Source organism: Paenibacillus sp. FSL R7-0210 (assembly GCF_038009085.1).
Taxonomy (GTDB): domain Bacteria; phylum Bacillota; class Bacilli; order Paenibacillales; family Paenibacillaceae; genus Paenibacillus_AQ; species Paenibacillus_AQ silagei.
On sequence record NZ_JBBPAR010000001.1, the window covers coordinates 5,529,524 to 5,546,414 of the forward strand.

11 protein-coding genes are annotated in these 16,891 nt (G+C 53.0%); 2 read left to right on the forward strand and 9 right to left on the reverse strand.

What is annotated here, in order from left to right; translation table 11 throughout:
• Positions 1–50 precede the first annotated feature (50 nt).
• The 5 genes from MKY64_RS23385 to MKY64_RS23405 all read right to left on the reverse strand — a co-directional run bounded on the left by MKY64_RS23385 (position 51) and on the right by MKY64_RS23405 (position 5,287).
• A complete protein-coding gene (locus MKY64_RS23385) occupies positions 51–1,322 on the reverse strand; it encodes an AraC family transcriptional regulator (RefSeq protein WP_340956049.1) in 1,272 nt (423 codons plus the stop codon).
• Positions 1,323–1,347: 25 nt separating this feature from the next.
• A complete protein-coding gene (locus MKY64_RS23390; protein ID WP_340956051.1) occupies positions 1,348–1,659 on the reverse strand; it encodes a type II toxin-antitoxin system RelE/ParE family toxin in 312 nt (103 codons plus the stop codon).
• 109 nt (positions 1,660–1,768) lie between these two features.
• Positions 1,769–2,047: a type II toxin-antitoxin system Phd/YefM family antitoxin gene (locus tag MKY64_RS23395; RefSeq protein ID WP_209875301.1), complete on the reverse strand. Its 279-nt coding sequence runs from the start codon at positions 2,045–2,047 to the stop codon at positions 1,769–1,771.
• A gap of 48 nt (positions 2,048–2,095) precedes the next feature.
• The gene (gene gnpA, locus MKY64_RS23400) at positions 2,096–4,255 is read right to left on the reverse strand and encodes a 1,3-beta-galactosyl-N-acetylhexosamine phosphorylase (protein ID WP_340956055.1); all 2,160 of its coding nucleotides are present in this window, start codon (positions 4,253–4,255) and stop codon (positions 2,096–2,098) included.
• A 12-nt stretch (positions 4,256–4,267) separates the two neighbouring features.
• Positions 4,268–5,287, reverse strand: a complete 1,020-nt coding sequence (locus MKY64_RS23405; RefSeq protein WP_340956056.1) for a glycoside hydrolase family 88/105 protein — start codon at positions 5,285–5,287, stop codon at positions 4,268–4,270.
• 194 nt (positions 5,288–5,481) lie between these two features.
• On the opposite strand from MKY64_RS23405, the gene MKY64_RS23410 reads away from it, so the two are divergent.
• Positions 5,482–6,423 carry an AraC family transcriptional regulator gene (locus MKY64_RS23410; RefSeq protein WP_209875307.1) on the forward strand — a complete coding sequence of 314 codons (942 nt, stop codon included), beginning with the start codon at positions 5,482–5,484 and terminating at the stop codon, positions 6,421–6,423.
• Positions 6,424–6,534: 111 nt separating this feature from the next.
• On the opposite strand, the gene MKY64_RS23415 is transcribed toward MKY64_RS23410, so the two are convergent.
• From MKY64_RS23415 to MKY64_RS23425, 3 genes are all read right to left on the reverse strand, one after another.
• The gene (locus tag MKY64_RS23415; RefSeq protein WP_340956060.1) at positions 6,535–6,957 is read right to left on the reverse strand and encodes an NUDIX domain-containing protein; all 423 of its coding nucleotides are present in this window, start codon (positions 6,955–6,957) and stop codon (positions 6,535–6,537) included.
• Between the two features lie 528 nt (positions 6,958–7,485).
• On the reverse strand, positions 7,486–13,797 hold the full coding sequence (locus tag MKY64_RS23420; RefSeq protein ID WP_340956062.1) for an S-layer homology domain-containing protein: 6,312 nt from the start codon (positions 13,795–13,797) through the stop codon (positions 7,486–7,488).
• A gap of 283 nt (positions 13,798–14,080) precedes the next feature.
• A complete protein-coding gene (locus MKY64_RS23425) occupies positions 14,081–14,815 on the reverse strand; it encodes a hypothetical protein (RefSeq protein WP_340956065.1) in 735 nt (244 codons plus the stop codon).
• 152 nt (positions 14,816–14,967) lie between these two features.
• On the opposite strand from MKY64_RS23425, the gene MKY64_RS23430 reads away from it, so the two are divergent.
• Positions 14,968–15,570 carry a DUF4304 domain-containing protein gene (locus tag MKY64_RS23430; RefSeq protein ID WP_051478449.1) on the forward strand — a complete coding sequence of 201 codons (603 nt, stop codon included), beginning with the start codon at positions 14,968–14,970 and terminating at the stop codon, positions 15,568–15,570.
• A gap of 86 nt (positions 15,571–15,656) precedes the next feature.
• Here MKY64_RS23430 and MKY64_RS23435 read toward each other — a convergent pair whose 3' ends face one another.
• Positions 15,657–16,826: a DUF4317 domain-containing protein gene (locus tag MKY64_RS23435; RefSeq protein WP_036730773.1), complete on the reverse strand. Its 1,170-nt coding sequence runs from the start codon at positions 16,824–16,826 to the stop codon at positions 15,657–15,659.
• Positions 16,827–16,891 lie beyond the last annotated feature (65 nt).

The following is a 16,891-nucleotide window of genomic DNA, read 5'->3' on the forward strand; positions in this document are numbered from 1 at the left end:
TCCTCTCCTGGTTAAGCTCAAGTATAGTCGCTCGCGGTTCGTAAATATTATCACTTCTTAACATCTTTCAGCTTCATCCACACGCTCATATTTATGGCATCCGGCCGGCCCGGGGCTACTGTCTCATAGGTCGTAAACGCAAGCGCCCCCTCCCTGCTCCACCCGTTCTCCCGTACCCAGCGCTCCAAAAGCGCGATAAACATTCCCCGGTCCCCATAGCTGCTGCTCTCAAGCACCGCATACCTGCCGGCGGGAGCCTGCAGAATCTGAAGGCCGCTATCTTCGGCCAGCGCTATCGCTTGCCCCCGTTCCAGCCGGACTCCGCAGGTATAGCGGCGGCCGTGCTGGATGACGCAGAACATGCTTGCCGTTCTTAGTACCTCAGGATGATACCTTGAGCAATAATTCATCACGGCTGCTGCTGCCGCCTCTTCCGCCTGCTCCCCTTCCCTGGACGCAGCCAGAAATTCAAGACCTTCACTCCAGCTCATACTGATCTTGTCATAATCCGTCCGCTTCCTGACCGGCACATACAGAATCAGCTTCTTCACCTCGCAGCCCTTGCGGATATACTCTTCCCCATAGCACTCCTCATCCTGCTCGAACATGCTGGTCCTCAGCCACTTCAGAACCAGATAGTCCCAGGCCAGTCCGATCTCAGCCTCATCGCTTCGGACCGCCAACTTGGCACAGGTTAAGCTGCGTTCCGGGACAACCTCCAGCTCCCGGAAGATACTTCCGGTTAAGCTGTGCATCAAGGCTGGATCATGATCCACCGCAAGCTCATAACAGAACAGGCCGCCCTGCGGCTGCCCGTCTCTCCCGAAGAGTCTGCCCTGGTAGGCTGGGAGAAGAGCGTATAGCGATTCCAGCGCTTGCTGTTCAATGCCGCCGTGCCTGGTTGAATAGAATTTCATATGTATGGTTGCAGGAAGGATCTCTGTGCTGACGGTTACCTGCCGGACGGCTTCACTGTCGAATCTGGGGAAGAAATAGCAGGCGGTACTTTTTTGATAGGCTAGCGGGGTTAATCTTGTGGCGGATTTCACATACTTGCATAAGGCTTGCTGGGAGCTGTAGCCGCAGGCGTATGCAATCTCAGCAAGCGGACGCTGCGAGCTCCTGATCATCCCGAGTGCCACCGAGAGCCTGCGCTTGCGGATGTACTCTTTGACCGAGTGTCCGGTGTAGGTATAGAAGTCACGGTACAGCTGCATCAGCGAGGTGAATCCGGCCTGCGCAGCTTGTTCAAGCGGAATCTCCTCATGAAGATGCTCCTCAATGAAGGCGATCGATTGTCTGAAGCGGTCGGACCCTGGCATAGGCATTCCTCCGGCAGATGATATATTACATCAGATCTTCATATTTGCGCTTCCCGTGAAGCACCCGTCTAATCTCAACAATATCATCTAGTACAACATAGAACACTATGTAATTCTCCACAACCAGAGAACGGTATTCATCCTTTAAACCATTCATGTTACGAGCAATAGGACCTGAGAATGGAAATAACTCTAACCTGGCAATGGCTTCATCAAACTTATCCAATAGATCATTAGCGGCATCCGGTGCTGTAAGCTCATTGCTCACATAATCAATAATATCCTGCAAATCGGACAGTGCCAATTTCAGATAACGCAGTTTATACTTTTTGTCCATGTGGGTCCTCCCCTAATTCGCCCAAATAACACCTGATCGCAGTTGGCTATAGACTATATGAATGGAATAACTTAAGGACCCTAAATAAAAAAAACGCCTTGGCAGGGCGTTATTGATCTGATTTATTCCGAATCTGCATTCGCAAATTATTAAATACTTCAGAGTGACTGTAGCGCTCCTTAGAGGTATCGGCTTCATGCTCGGCTTCTTTAAGTTTCATGATAATCTCTTGATTCTGCTGAATATTCTCATATTGTTCGATACTCATCACTACCATATCCCCATAACCATTTTTGGTTAAGAAAACAGGCTCATTATTCTCATGAACAATCCGGGATATTTCAGCAAAATGGTTGCGCAAGTCGGATACGGGCCGAATCTGTGGCATTAAACTCCCCTCCTTTTAGCGCTATTTTATCATAATTATGATAACGATTCAATTCCTCCCAATCACCCGAATCACCGTATCAAAAGCTTCCAGCTCCACAACCTGCGGGCCATAGTCCGTCTCGACGGTGGTCTGCTGCGGCTGGCCGCTATTGTTAATCACAACCAGACGCTTGCTCTGCGGATAATACGCACACTCGGTGTAGAGATTATCCGGGAGGTAGCGGGTCTCCTCCAGCTCATTGCCGGCATAGCGGATCAGATTCAGCAGCAGGCGCGTATTCTCCCAGCTGAAGGTAAAGGACGGCAGGTAGATGCCCTTCCCTCTCCCGAAGCTATTCACCGTCAAGGCCAGCTTGCCCTCTGCCTCACGGACCACCATAGCAGCCCCGCCGGTCAGATAGACATTGTCCTTCGGTCGGATGCTGACGCCATCCGGCACCAGCCCCTGAACCGGCTGAGCCTCATAAGCCCATTTGCCATGCGCTACCCTGGCGCCGGTGTCCTCATCCACCCCGAGAACATGCGCCAGCCGGAAGTAGTGATCATAGCCGTCCACGGCGGAAGGCTGATTCACTCCAATGAGCGCACCGCCCTTATATACCCATTCCGTCAAAGCGTCCACTACCTGGCTGTCCTTCCAGTGGTCCCCGCCGCTCCACGCTGAACCGGCGCTGCCTGCATTGATCACCACATCCACATCCTGAAGGGCACCCTGGCGGACATCCCCGAAGTCGATGAAGCGCACCTCCACCGGCAAGCCGGACAAGGCCTCATTGATATGAATCAGGTCATGCATATACGTCTCATGGAAGTGGCCCGACAGGGTCCATGACCGCAGCTTGCCCCACGAGTGCAGAACAGCTACCTTAGTCTTGATGTGATAAGGCTGCCCCTGCCGGTGCAGCTCCTTGATCTCCCTGAATTCATCCGCAATCTTCTCCATATACGCACAGAAATCCGGGTAAGGCTCGACCAGATGCAGATAGCCGCCCAGGCCGATCCGGTCGACCGGCTCACGCAGGAGGGCGCGCCGGATGTTAATCCAGTATTGCTTCGCATCGAGTGTGGGATTGCCCCCTTCCATGAAGGTGGGTGCGCCGCCCAGGCCAACCGGGAACAGATACGGATGCAGCCGGATCTCATGCGTGTCTACCTTCACCCCTGAGCAGAGTCGGGCTTCATAGCCCGAGAACACGCATTTGATCATCCCGTCGAAGCCGAACTCCCCGAAGCGGTCATTGTAGGGCTCAGCGCCCACCCAGCTGTCATCGTAGAACACATATGCCAGCTTGCCGTGCTGATGGACAATGTCAATTAACTGCTTGCCGAACCTGATGACGAAATCATTGATAAAAGCCATATAGTCGAGCTTACGTTGCTCTGCCGGAATATGGCTGACACGGTATTTGCCGCCGTTCACGAAATCCTCTGCGGTCAGCGAATAGCCGTATTGCTCCGCGAACAGATCCAGGCCCCGCGCACTCACCGTGAAGTCGTAGGACCCCCAGTCCGAGAACAGATGGCGGTTCTTCCCGCTGCTGCCCCAGATCCAGGCGAAATTATAGAACAGGGAGGTGAACCGGACCACTGTCGTCGCCTGATGCTCCCGGCACCAGTCCTCCATCCAGTCCAGCAGGTACTGCCGGGTCCCCTTATACATCGGATCGATCTGCATCAGATGCTCTTTGTCCCAGTTGTACATGGAGATCTCTTCCCAGATCCGGTAGGCCATGAAGCTGACGGTATATTTATGCCAAGGCGTAATGCCGGTTAGCACCACATTGCCGGACTCCCGGTCGTAATTCCACTGCTCCCCCGGCACCTCCTTCCCGGTTGTCCGGTCGTACACCTGCCAGTACTTGAATGCCTCACGGGAATCATTCACCCTGAATTGCTCTGCGAAGAAATCCTCCAGCAGATAGATGGATACGTAATTCTGCACAGCCACCTTCGGACTCGTAATCAGGAAGGTCTGCTGCAGCTTGTCTGGGTTCCTCGCCGCCCAGCCGTTATGGTCGCGGATGATGCACAGGGTCGAATAGATGCCGTACCCGGCATTAATAATCTCTTCTGACAACTGCGTACCGTCACTGTCACGAATGACATCGGCCCCCCAGCGTTCGGCAAGCTTCAGCGTCAGTGCTTCATAACCGGCTTCCCCCGGCAGGGTAAAAGCTCCTGTGGAGCCTGTAGATAATTTCGGCAACGGGAATTCCTCCTATTTCAGCAGATCCGACAGGAACGCAAGCGCGAGGCCCTGGCCCCAGCCCTGAGTCCAGTCCTTGGGAATATGGCGGTACCCTTCACGGTCCTTCATGACGGCGGTGCCGCCCGATACGTTCAATACACGTCCGTCTTCAGTGATGTTCTCCAGAATGCCCTTCAGGGCCTTTTGCACATATTTGGTATGCAGCGGATTGCCGTTATTCACCATGGCCGCAGCGATCCCGCAGGATGCTGATACCTCTTCATAGGACTCCTCATCGTCCAGCAGCGTGCGCCACAGGCCGTTCTCCGTCTGCACCAGCTTCAGCGCCGCCAGCTGATCCCGGAGCGAGCACTCCACATCCATACACTGCGGGTACAGGTACCACTCCTTAAGCAGCGGCTTCACCTGCGACATCGTATAGGCTCCCCAGGCGTTCGCCCGGCCCCAGTACAGCCCGGACATATGGTCCTGCTTCACATGGTTATAGCCGTGGAACCAGAGACCGGTGCTGGGGTCCTGTAAATATTTGATGTGCCAGTAATACTGGTTAAGCGCGTCCTGGATCAGCTCCTGATCCTCCAGCTTGCTGCCCACACGCAGCAGGAAGAACGCCGCCATGAACAGCGTATCCGCCCAAGCCTGCTCCGGGAAGTCATTGGACACCGAGACCGTATGCTGCAGCACCTGATCCCCGAACCGCAGCGCGCTCCCCCGGATATAGCCGATTTTACTCATGACAATATCCCAGTACTTCTGGTCCCCGGTCTCTTCGTACAACGTGATCAGCATATGGCCCATGGCACAGGTGTTAACCGTCCAGTCTGGCAGCCCCAGCTCAATATATTCATCTACCCACTTCACCAGCTGGTTCAGATACTCCTGGTTTCCCGTGGTCTGGTAGGCTCTGGACACCCCATAATAGGCAACGCCGCAAGGCCACTCCCACGTTAAATCCATCGCCAGTGTCTTCCTTGCCACTTTATCGATTACACTTAAGATTTCTTCCCGGTTATATTTAACTTGAAGCATATGTATTCCCCTCTCCTGTTCCCTGCGTCTCTGAAGGCAGCTATTATCCGTCCATCCGCTTGGAAGCGCTTTACAGAATCTATTGTAAGCAGTAAAATGTTCTACATCTAAGCACATTCACATCAAAACTGCGCAGTTTCGACCCTTTATTCTTCATTCCTATTCTAACGCAAGAAGGACAGGAGCTGCTGAAGATGCCCAGAAAAAAGAAACCCGTCATTGAGTACCGCCACTACAGCCTGCCGATCCATTTCCCTGTCCTGCTGCTCAGCGGCGAACGCTGGAAGATCTCTGACATCAAGAGCGAGCACCTTCATTTTCACAACCACCTGGAGATCGGGATCTGCTATTCAGATAGCGGGATTATGGAGATTAAGGGCGAGAACGTGCCTTTTGCCGCCGGGGATGTGACCTTCCTGCCGCGGTATCTGCCCCATACGACATACAGTTCTCCGGGGGAGGCCAGCCTGTGGTCCTATCTGTTTTTCTCGCCGGAGGATCTGTTTCAGCATTCCTTCAAGAGTGCCTACGCTGGCTTCGAGCCGAATCTCTGGGCAGTGCAGGGTGCGAACTGTATTCTGAGCAGGGAAAAGCACCCCCTAGTCTATACGCTGGCTACCTCCATCGTCCTCGAATTGCAGCAGCAGAAGCCTTACTATCAGGAGAGTGCATACGGCTTATTGCTGTCCCTGTACATTGAGCTGCTCCGCATTCATTCTACGAACGAAGCCTTGAGCGGCCAGGAGGCCGGGCATACGCTCCTCGGTGACTTCGCTATCGCCCCCGCGCTGGAGTATATCACCCGCAACTATATGGCGCCGATGACCATCGATGACCTGGCCGGGCTGTGCCACTTGAGCACCACCCATTTCCGCCGCAAATTCCATGATACGATGGGCACCGCCCCCCTGGATTTCCTGAGCAGCACCCGGATTGAGGAAGCCTGCAAGCAGCTTAAGAGCACCGAGGATTCAATTCTGGAGATCTCGGAGAAGGTCGGCTTCCACTCCATCTCCAGCTTCAACCGCTGCTTCTCCAAGCTGATGGGCGTCCCGCCCAAGGAATGGCGCAAGGGTGCGCAGTCGGAGGCGCAATCGGCGAAAGCAAGTATTCTGGAGTTCACGGGGTGGGTGTGAGCCTCCATATCACGGGGAGGTCTTCCTCCCCGGCGGATAGACCTGCAGAGCACTGACATTTGAGGAAGAATTAGAGTTCTAATGGGGGGAGTCTGCCGCACAGCCTAAATGTTATTTTCTTTCCAGTGCTACTCTTCTTATACTTTCTTTGGTCCAGGGAGGGGTCAGGGGATGATCCATGATTTCCTCTTGGGTCATCCAATGTACGGCTTCCACTTCATCAGGACTCCGGGTGGTTGCTGTACCACTCTCGTATTCACATAGGAACACCATATTGATGACATTGCGTCCGTCCTCTGTCACGAAGGAGGAGCTATACACAAAAGTAACCGCATCCTTGATCACGATGCCAACCTCCTCATCGCATTCGCGCTTCACCGTCCGTTCGAGGATTTCGAGCGAGTTGCCCTCAATATCCACTTTTCCCCCTACAAGAGCCAGAGTTCCTCCTGCATGCTCTTCTTTGGTACTCCGGGTAATCACAAGCCACTTATCTTCCTTACAGATTGCTGCTTCTACATTAACAATGAACATACCGCCATGCCCCTCTCCTGAAAATTCTGTTAAAGCCAATTATAGCAAATACCAGACCTCATATAGCAAATACAAGGCTTCCAATCGCCCGGGTAATCAGCAAGTGGACAAACGTATCTTAATTTATCGCTTTCTGGCGATTGTACGCAAACAGGTGGAAAAACAGCAACTAATTCTAGTGATTGTGCCAATTCCGCTGAATTGTGATTCAATAAGTAACATTTATCCAACTACTGTCCCTTCAGGACTCGTCCGCTCTACAGCAAGTGTATAAAATCCAACTGCTTCCGCACAGCACCCCACCCCTCCCAGCTCGAGATTTCCTATAATTGGCTACATGCTAAATGCCAAAATTCAATCGCCAAGTGGAAACGTATTTGCCGTCCTTTTAAAGGACGATACCGTTTCAGCGAGAAATAGAAGGATAGTTCATAGCGTAAAACATATAAATCCTTATATTGCAAAAAAGCGGATTCAGCTCAATGACTGAATCCGCTTTTTCTAGTTTACATAGTATAGTTTATACCATTAATCAATTAGCTCCGACTTCTGGAGCAGACGCTGGATCAGCACCGCCACTTCTGCGCGGGTAACGTTGGCTTTGGCCTCCAGCTTATTGCCGCTGCGGCCGGTGATTAAGCCAGCGGATGCTGCGAGCGCCAGACTGTCCTTCGCCCAGGCTCCCGTGCGGCCTGCATCTGTGAAGGCTGCAAGCACACCAGCGGTGTCCACTGTGCCGGTCTGTTCTGCGAGACCGGTCAGCTTCATCGCTTTAGCGATGATGTTCATGGCCTGCTCGCGTGTGATACGGGCATCAGGACGGAAGGTTCCGTCCTCGAAGCCGGTGATCAGACCCGCCCCGGAGGCTGTTCCGACTGCTGCTGCATACCAGCTATTCGCCGGAACATCTGCGAATTTCGCAGCTCCCTCTCCAAGCTTCAGGCCCAGACCGCGTACGATGATTGCTGCGAATTCTGCACGGGTGATGTCAGCGTTCGGGTTGAACGTGGATTCGTTCACCCCGTTAATGACCAGACGGGAGCCCATGTCATTCACAGCATTCTTCGCCCAATGCTTCTCCACATCCGCGAATGTCAGCGGATGCCAGACCACAGAATAGGTGCTGTTCGTCAGACTGTTGATCTCTGCGTAGTATTTACCATCCTTCTGGATGATTCTGGTCGGTACATGACGCACCGTTCCATCCGGATCGACAACGATACCAGTTGTAAGCCGGTTCGGGTTAACCCCCTGCGGAAGCGCTACTGTCCGCGATACATATGCATTGAACCGGCTCACCTCTACTGTTGAGGTTCCGGAAGAAGCAGTAACTGTGAAATCCAGGATAGGCGCTGCAAGGGTCAGGCCGCCCCTGCTTGCCGCAGCGGTGACCACCTGATTCATGGCAGCCGAAGCATCACCAATGGTAATTCTCAGCGTAATGTCCTCCAGCTTGGCCCCGTTACCTAATCTTGCGGCCAATGCGCCGATGTTAATCTCGGATGCAGGCAACGTATAGCTGCCCTTGCTGGTCTGAAGCACCAGGGTGGCCGCCACATTCTCCATATTCTTGATCATCTGGCCGCTTAGCTCACCGACAATAATGTTGGAATCCAGCATCATCGGGATAGTTACTACAGCGCCGTTCCCCTCGGCATCCAGCTTCGCCTGCAATCTGGCCGGATCTACCGCGATGGTCGTCGTTCTAAGGTTACCGGAGATCGTGGTCGTCGCTTTGCCCGCGTTCTCCTCCTTGCCGTTCACAAGGACAATCACATCGGTAACCGTACTGGCCGCATTCCCGGAAGGGGTCCCGCTGTTCGGGTTACTTCCGCTTCCCGGGCTGACCGGATCGGGAGTCGGCGTTACCGGAGTAGTCACTGCAACTACTGCAATGACGCTGCCGTATTTTACCACCATATCTTCCGCATCTACCTCAGCAATGCCAATTGTATCCCCATCGGCTGCCGGAATCAGCCCTTCACTGCCTACAAGCGTGTATCCGGTCAGAAGGTCTCCCACATTCGGCACGACGATGCTGCCAAGACCAAAATTCTTATACAGCAGCTTATGTCCTTCAGCCGGTGCAGGCGTAACCTTAATCTGTGTATAGCCGTTACTCTCTGCACCACCCGGATCACTGGCACTCACAGCCAAGTCCCCGGCAGGGATCAAGACATTCGTTGTAAAAGTCAGCGCAGTTGCCGGTCCCGCAGGAACCGATCCGCTCGCCGCCACCCGTACCTTTACGGCATGCTCGCCGCTGAGGTCCGGCAGGTTCGTTCCGTCATAACGTACGAAGGGTCCGTCATCCATGGAGAATTCCATGCTGGTGTTCAGGCCCACAATCGTATTATTCAGATCATCCGCCACCACTTCCGGAGCCGCCGGGATCACGGCATCTGAGTCATGCACAGTCACCTGAGCAATAGCAGAAGCAAAGTCCGTTGACGTAGCCTTTAACCGCACATAATACGTGCCTGGTGCAAGACCGGTAATCGTAGTGTCTGTTACTTCTGTCCAAGCCCCTGTGTTCCCCATCTGGTACTCCATCTGGACAGTCAGATTCTGCAGTGTTCCGTCATTGGCCCCGTTATAGGTCACATCCGTTACACTCACACCCATCGGAGCGGCCTGACGCGCGGGAATACTCAACACTTGCGCATCACTATCAGTGGTGGTCACCCCGTCGCCCGTCTTCACGATATTCAGCACGCTGCCCAGCCAGCTGTTGTCTAGCGGCAGCGTTCCGTCCGTGGTGGCCGTTACAGCCGTACTATTTACGGTGTATACCCCTTCTGGAATTAGACCTGTCAATCGCTCTGCGGCGTAATCAATCACCGCCGCAGGCGTCACTTCCGCCTCAGATGCAAATGATGTCACCGTCACTTCCACCGCAGCTGAGCTGAAGGCAGTTGCTGTCGCCTTCGTGCGGACTTCATAGACGCCTGGTGCAAGGCCTGTGACGGTGGTGCCTGTAACATCTGTCCATGGGCCTGCTGTACCTTTTCTGTACTCCATGGCGGTTGTCACATTCGTGAGCGTGCCGTCCTTTGCTTGAATCGCCGTTTCGTCTGTTGAAGCTACATCCGCAGGTGCTGCCGGACGGGCAGGAATAGTCAAGCTCTGCGCCGCACTGTCAACGGTTGTGGACGCATTCCCCTGCTTCACAAGACTAAGGGAGCTGCCCAGCCAGCCGTTATCCAGTGCCAGCTTGCCGTCTGCATCCGCTGTTACCGTTAACGAACCATTTAGTATATACATACCGTTCGCCGTCAGACCGCTCAGCTGCTCAGCCTCGTAGTCAATGACCGCTGTTGGAGTGGCTTCCAGTGTGGGTACGTAGGCACTCACCGGTACAGCTTGTGCTTCCGAGGCAAAAGCTGTCACCGTACCCTTCGTACGGACATAGTACGTATCCGGGACCAACCCGCTTACGCTGGTGCCTGGAACATCTGTCCATGCGCCTGCTGTACCTTTTCTGTATTCCATGGCTGTTGTCACATTCGTAAGCGTACCGTTCTTCGCGTTAATCGCCGTCTCATCCGTTGCCGCAACTCCCGCAGGCGCAGCCGGACGGGCAGGAATAGTCAAGGTCTGCGCCGCACTGTCAATGGTCGTTGACGCATTCCCCTGCTTCACAAGGCTAAGGGAGCTGCCCAGCCAGCTGTTATCCAGCGCCAGCTTGCCGTCTGCATCCGCTGTTACGGTCAACGTACCGTTCAGTGTATACGTGCCATTCGCCGTCAGACCGCTCAGCTGCTCAGCTTCGTAGTCAATGACCGCTGCTGGTGTGGCTTCCGGTATCGCTACATACGCTACCACATTCACGATGTGTGCTTCCGAGGCAAAAGCCGTCAAAGTCGCCTTGGTCTGGACGTAGTACGTACCCGGAGCCAGCCCCGTCACTGTTGTTCCCGTCACATCCGTCCACACGCCTGCGGCACCTTGCTTATACTCCATGGCCGGAGTCACATTCGTAAGCGTACCGTTCTTCGCGTTAATCGCCGTCTCATCCGTTGCCGTAACTCCAGCAGGTGCTGCCGGACGAACAGGAATGCTCACGGTCTGCGCCGCACTGTCAATGGTCGTGGACGCATTTCCCTGCTTCACAAGGCTCAGAGAGGTTCCCAGCCAAGAGCTATCCAGCGCCAGCTTGCCCGCCGCATCCGCGTATATCGATAACGTGCCATTCACCGTATAGAGACCATTCGCCATCAGACCGCTCAGTTGCTCGGCCCCATAGTCAATCACCGCTGCCGGGGTTGTCTCTATCGTTGGCACATACTCTTTCACCGTTACACTATGCGATTCCGATATAAAAGACGACGCCGTCAATCTCACACGGACCTCGTACGTCCCCGGAGACAGTCCCGTCACCGATGTCCCCGTCACATCCTTCCATACTCCCCCGGTACTTGGCTTGTACTCCATCGCAGTAGTCACATTCGCAAGTGTACCGTTGTTCGCATCAATCGCCATTTCATCCGTTGCCGTCACACCTGTTGGTGCCGCTGGACGGGATGGAATGACCAGCACCTGCGCGGCACTGTCTACCGTTGTCGTAGAGTTCCCCTGCTTCACAATACTCAGGGACTCTCCCAGCCAGCTCTGCTCCAGCACCAGGGTGCCAGCTGCAGTCGCGGTTACCGCTGTACCGTTCACGGTATACGTGCCATTCGCAATCAGACCGCTCAGTTGCTCGGCTGCGTAGTCAATCACCGCTGCCGGGGTAGTCTCTGCCGTTGGCACATACGCATTCACCGTTACACTATGCGCTTCCGATACAAAAGACGCCGCCGTCAGTTTCACACGGACCTCGTACGTACCCGGAGCCAGTCCTGTCACCGTTGTACCGGTCACATCCGTCCACGTTCCTGCTACGCCTTGTTTATACTCCATCGCAGTAGTCACATTGATCAATGTACCGTTATTCGCATCAATCGCCAGTTCATCCGTTGCTGTCACACCTGTAGGTGCCGCCGGACGGGATGGAATGACAAGCACCTGCGCAGCACTGTCTACCGTTGTGGTAGAATTCCCCTGCTTCACAATACTCAGGGACTCTCCCAGCCAGCTCTGCTCCAGCGCAAGCGTACCATCCGCCGTCGCCGTTACCGCCGTACCGTTCACGGTATACGTGCCATTCGCCGTCAGACCGCTCAGTTGCTCGGCTGCGTAGTCGATCACCGCTGCCGGGGTTGGCTCCAACGCTGGCTTGAACAGCGATACAGTTGCCGTCTGCGGCGAACCGCTAACCGTGTATCCGCTTGGCGAATTCACAGCCACGGACACATCGCCCTCGCCGGTGACTGAAGTAAGCGCTAGGCTCCAAGCAGTTCCCGACCCGCTTAAGGACCCTTTTACCGCAGAGCCTGTGCCGTCTGTAATCGTGATATCATCTGCCGTCAGTCCGGCAATCGCAGCATCAAAGGTCAGATCAATCTTCGTTGAAGTTGTGGTTCCTGGCACACCGTCCGCTACAGCCGATTGCAGCACAACCGGAGTTAAGGCCTCCCTGTTGAACAGCTTGCCGGTTACTCTGAAATGACTGGCGTCTGTATTATCTGTTGTGATGAAAACAATCTTGTCGCCGAAGGCCGGATATACGGCAAACTTCGGATAATATTCCACATTGAACATCCAGGTGTCTTCATTGTATCCCTGGAATACAGCAGGAGCGGAATCCACCGGCTGATCCGTTGTATACAGCAGGGTCCCGTCATTGTCATAGTAATTCAAGTAAGCGTACTGGGTTCCAGACCATTCTGTACCGTAATTGTAGGCATCATCGATAGCCTTATTCGACACAGGATCTGTACTAACCGTTACGAATCCCGGCATCGCGCCTTTCTTGTAGACAGCGGCTGACGCCTCGCCCAGCGAACCATTTACGTTGAATCCGCCTTGGCTTACACCCGCATTGTCATATAAGGAGACACTGGTGATTCCGGTTTGCCAGCTATACTGGCTGAACATGAAATTCCCGTTGCTCAGTGTAGACAGATACAGCTGCTTCTCATTCGTTCTCGCCCCAACATTAATGGTGGTTATGGAGGTTCCGTTGTTATTGAATAACTTCAGGTAAATATTATCATTCGAGGGTCCTGAATTATACGCAGTCATATACACGCCGTCACCAGCAGCTACGTAGGACATGCTTGCATTAGCGTCGATCAGCAGGGTTTCGCTTGATACCGGTACGCCCGCAGCGGTGAACACACGGGTAACCGTGCTTTTATTATCATTTCGTTGCCAGGAAAAAGCGATATCGCCGTTAGACAGCTCAGCCGCAGATATAAAGCGCGTGAGCTGCGGCAGACTGGCCGCACTGAAGGTATTCAGCCGGGTCTGGCCGGTCACCTTCTGGCCGTTCTTATCCAGCACCATGAAATAGGCATTGGGTGTACTCTCAGTAACTGTGCCCATCTGCAGGTTGTATTCGCTGGAGTCGCTTTTACTGTACATAATCAGCAGATTGCCGTTATTGAGCGCAAGCATGCTCACATACGTCATTTTGTAATAGGTGTCCATCAGGCTGCCCAGGTTAACGTCCGTTATAAGCGTTCCTGTGCTGTTAAAGACCCTTAAGAAATTAGAGGCTGTGTAAGAATTCCCCTGATAAACAAATGAGTTCAGCAGAACCGCCGTACTTCCATCCTTTAGACCCTTCGCATCCGCCAGATTCTTGCCCGCCGAATACGTAACCGGAGGCTCAATTACAAAATCAGCCGCTTCATTAAATGACGGCACCGCCGCATAAGCACGGAGCGACATCATGGGCAGCAGCCCAACCACCAATACCAGAGCCAGGACTATCTTTCCAATTTTTCCAAACATCGCTTTCCTCCTTGTCGAATGAACATTTCCATAATATTGATAACGCTTCCGTAAAACTCTGAACATGCTGCACACACTCTGCACATGCCCGGCATTAGCAAGCATTAGTTTTCCATAATGGTTTATCGACATTTTCCGCGCTAAATTTAACTAATTCGACAAATAAATATCAGTCATATCGTCAATAAGTGCGCTTTAAGTCCTTGTATAATTTAAAAAGACGAAAATAAGCGCAAAAAAAGCCCGCTCTGTCGATTGAACAGAACGGGCTGAAAAATATCCTCTACATTTCTTCCACATACCGCTTGGCTTCGCCAAGGGGCATATCCGTATGCTGACGGACGAGCTTGATGGCAAGAATGAGCTTGCCGTCCTTTTTTAACTGCCGGACATGCTCCTGGACCTCTTCGGGCAGGACCCTCAGCGTAGTGCTTGCTGCCTCCCGGCGCTTCAGTTCCGCAGCTACCCGCTGCTCCATATCCGGTGTCAACGTCTCGTCTACGGTCGCGGCAGGCACCGGCCAGCGCTCTGGCTTACTCCCCCGGATCACTGCAAGCAAGGTGCCTACAATCGAGTAGAGCACCAGATACTGAGCGCACCGGTACAGGTATAACCATACTGTACTTAGCGTAACCATCTCCCCGCCTGGCTTCAGAATGGAGAGGTTATCCGAAATGACGTACTGGCCTGGCGCATAATTATTGATATCCTGGTCCAGCTGCAACTGACCTATAGGTGAGACAATCCATTCCAGCGGCTTGTTGGTTACGGGGTTCCCTGCTGTATCGATCATCATGCCCAAGAACGAGAATATGGCGACAGCAAAAACTAGATAATTAGACCAATTCAACCTTTTGACTAACACCACCATACTGAACACAACCAGCAAAGTCAGACTTCTTATGTAATCGTTATGTAGGAATAATTGAAAAACTACCGGCAGCCCCCACCCGAACAGCAGCACCATAACAGCCGCAAACCCAAAGAAAAACAATAAAATCTTAACATTCTTCATCACTACCTTCATTCCTCCTCTCCTGCCTCCTATCCTATATTTACCCAGAATGAAGTCATTTGAGGCGATCCTGTTTATAGTACAATTATAGCTGTCAGCCGACATGTTATAAATGCAGTCTATAATTAACCCAGGTGAAGGAGGATTTACTTACTATGAATGAATTGTTAGATATGAAGGAATTGTTCAAGCAGATCATCAAGCAGGACGTCAAACCTTTGTTCTCCGCACAGGGCTATCGTACAAAAGATCTGAATTTCTACAAAACAGAAGGCCAACTCAGCTATAAAATCAATATCCAGAAATTCAAGTACAATACACACAAGCAACTCAGCTTCTATGTGAATTACAATCTTCATTCCGAAGAGCTTGCGCAATATAGGCCTGCTTCGTCTCTGGGCTTGCCTCACTTCTATGCCCGGATCAACCAAATCGTCCCCGCCGCCCCGGAACGCTACTTCCTGACGCCGGAGGTAGATGTGGACAGGTTCACGGCAGACCTGCTACTCCACTTGGATCAGGGTCTCCAATTCATGTACACCCTAACCGATGCCAGGGCCATTATTGAATACTATATGCCGCGGATAGCACTGCATTTAAGTGAGGAGACCTTCGGGTACCTGCTGGATACAGGGGATACAGAGACTGCGGAGCAATACCTGCAGCAGCTCCAAGCGAAATACGGCGCCGAGAAGCGCTGGGCGATTTGGGAGAAGAAGTTTGCGGCGGTCTGGGAGAAATACGGAAGCTCTTCCTAGCGCAGCCATCCTCCACAAATAAAAGGGCCTCCCGGTCTCGTTAGGAGAGATCGGGATAGCCCTTTTTCAATATATATCAGTCCAGATTAGGATAAGTTCTCCGTCAGCAGCGTGAAGCCTTCGATCACCGCATCCTCATCAATCTCAATCATGATGCAGCGTTTGCCCTGGTAATTCACCTGCCGTACATATCTCAGGTCTTGCGGGCTGATTGTGATGGAAGCGACCTTCGTATCTATCTTGATCGACTTGGAGGTGAACTTCGGGATGACGCTGCTGGCCTTCAGCTCATAATGCTTATTGTCCACGATGGTCTCGAACGCGCGCTCCACCTTCTCCGCCGTCACATCCTCCACACCGCTGGCCTTCAGCACACGCTCCACATCGCGGTAATCAAGTCTCGGCGGTTCTTCCTCCTCCGCGTTGTCCTCAATGACCTGGTGAATCTCCTCGTACACCTGAGCAATGGTCGCCACATCGATCTGCTCGCCCGCCACTTCCTTTACAATGTCCTCAAAAATAGACCGTTCCTCCAGCGCCGTCACCGACCGCTCCGCATTCAGCACCTGCTCGATGAACTGCGGGTTTGGATTATTCGCGCTTCCCGTGCAGTACAGCACCCGGTTGATATCCGAATAGTTGTCGGTCACACTCGGGTAGAAGAAGCCCTGCTCCGGCGTGCTGAGCTTGATGATGGGATCCACCATGATATTGTATTTGAACTCCCGCTCCACATAATCGAACAAAAGCGTCTTACGCTGCTGCTCCGTGGAATTCACGCTGCACAGAATGAACGGATGCGCGAATACCTCGTCCTTCCCGGTCTCCTCGGCCTCATCATTACGCGCCTTGGTCGGCCGGAAGTATTGTCCCCGCACGAAGGTGATGACCGCATCCTTCTCATACTTGGCATCCACCAGCATTTTGTCCACCAGCATAAGCATCAGGTCCTGCCACTCCTCCGGGTCACCGGTTATCAGCCCCTGGTGCAGCATCACCTGCGACGGCTCCTCTGCTTCCTCCAGGAACTTCAGCTCGAACAGCTTCTGGTCCAGCTCGCCCGTCAGCAGCTTCCGGAAGTTGCTCATATACAGCTCCTGCTTCTCGCGTTCCAGCATGGCGAACGGCTGGCGTTCGAAGTGGTAGATTTCATTCGTTTCTTTCATAATATAGACATTCAGAATATCGTACAGATTCAGCTGATCATGGTCCATCTTGAACTGCTTGCGTATATGTGCGGCTTCTTTCTTGATCATGGTATGTGACACAGCTCCTAAGTAATCAATTGGTCTAATCAGTATATACGATTGTAAAAACCTTC

Bases quoted from the DNA above. Each gene is read 5' to 3' on its own strand.
- MKY64_RS23390 (WP_340956051.1), bottom strand. From the start codon at position 1,659: ATGGACAAAAAGTATAAACTGCGTTATCTGAAATTGGCACTGTCCGAT.
- MKY64_RS23430 (WP_051478449.1), top strand. From the start codon at position 14,968: ATGAATGAATTGTTAGATATGAAGGAATTGTTCAAGCAGATCATCAAG.
- MKY64_RS23435 (WP_036730773.1), bottom strand. From the start codon at position 16,826: ATGATCAAGAAAGAAGCCGCACATATACGCAAGCAGTTCAAGATGGAC.
- MKY64_RS23410 (WP_209875307.1), top strand. From the start codon at position 5,482: ATGCCCAGAAAAAAGAAACCCGTCATTGAGTACCGCCACTACAGCCTG.
- MKY64_RS23395 (WP_209875301.1), bottom strand. From the start codon at position 2,047: ATGCCACAGATTCGGCCCGTATCCGACTTGCGCAACCATTTTGCTGAA.
- MKY64_RS23385 (WP_340956049.1), bottom strand. From the start codon at position 1,322: ATGCCAGGGTCCGACCGCTTCAGACAATCGATCGCCTTCATTGAGGAG.
- MKY64_RS23415 (WP_340956060.1), bottom strand. From the start codon at position 6,957: ATGTTCATTGTTAATGTAGAAGCAGCAATCTGTAAGGAAGATAAGTGG.
- MKY64_RS23420 (WP_340956062.1), bottom strand. From the start codon at position 13,797: ATGTTTGGAAAAATTGGAAAGATAGTCCTGGCTCTGGTATTGGTGGTT.
- MKY64_RS23405 (WP_340956056.1), bottom strand. From the start codon at position 5,287: ATGCTTCAAGTTAAATATAACCGGGAAGAAATCTTAAGTGTAATCGAT.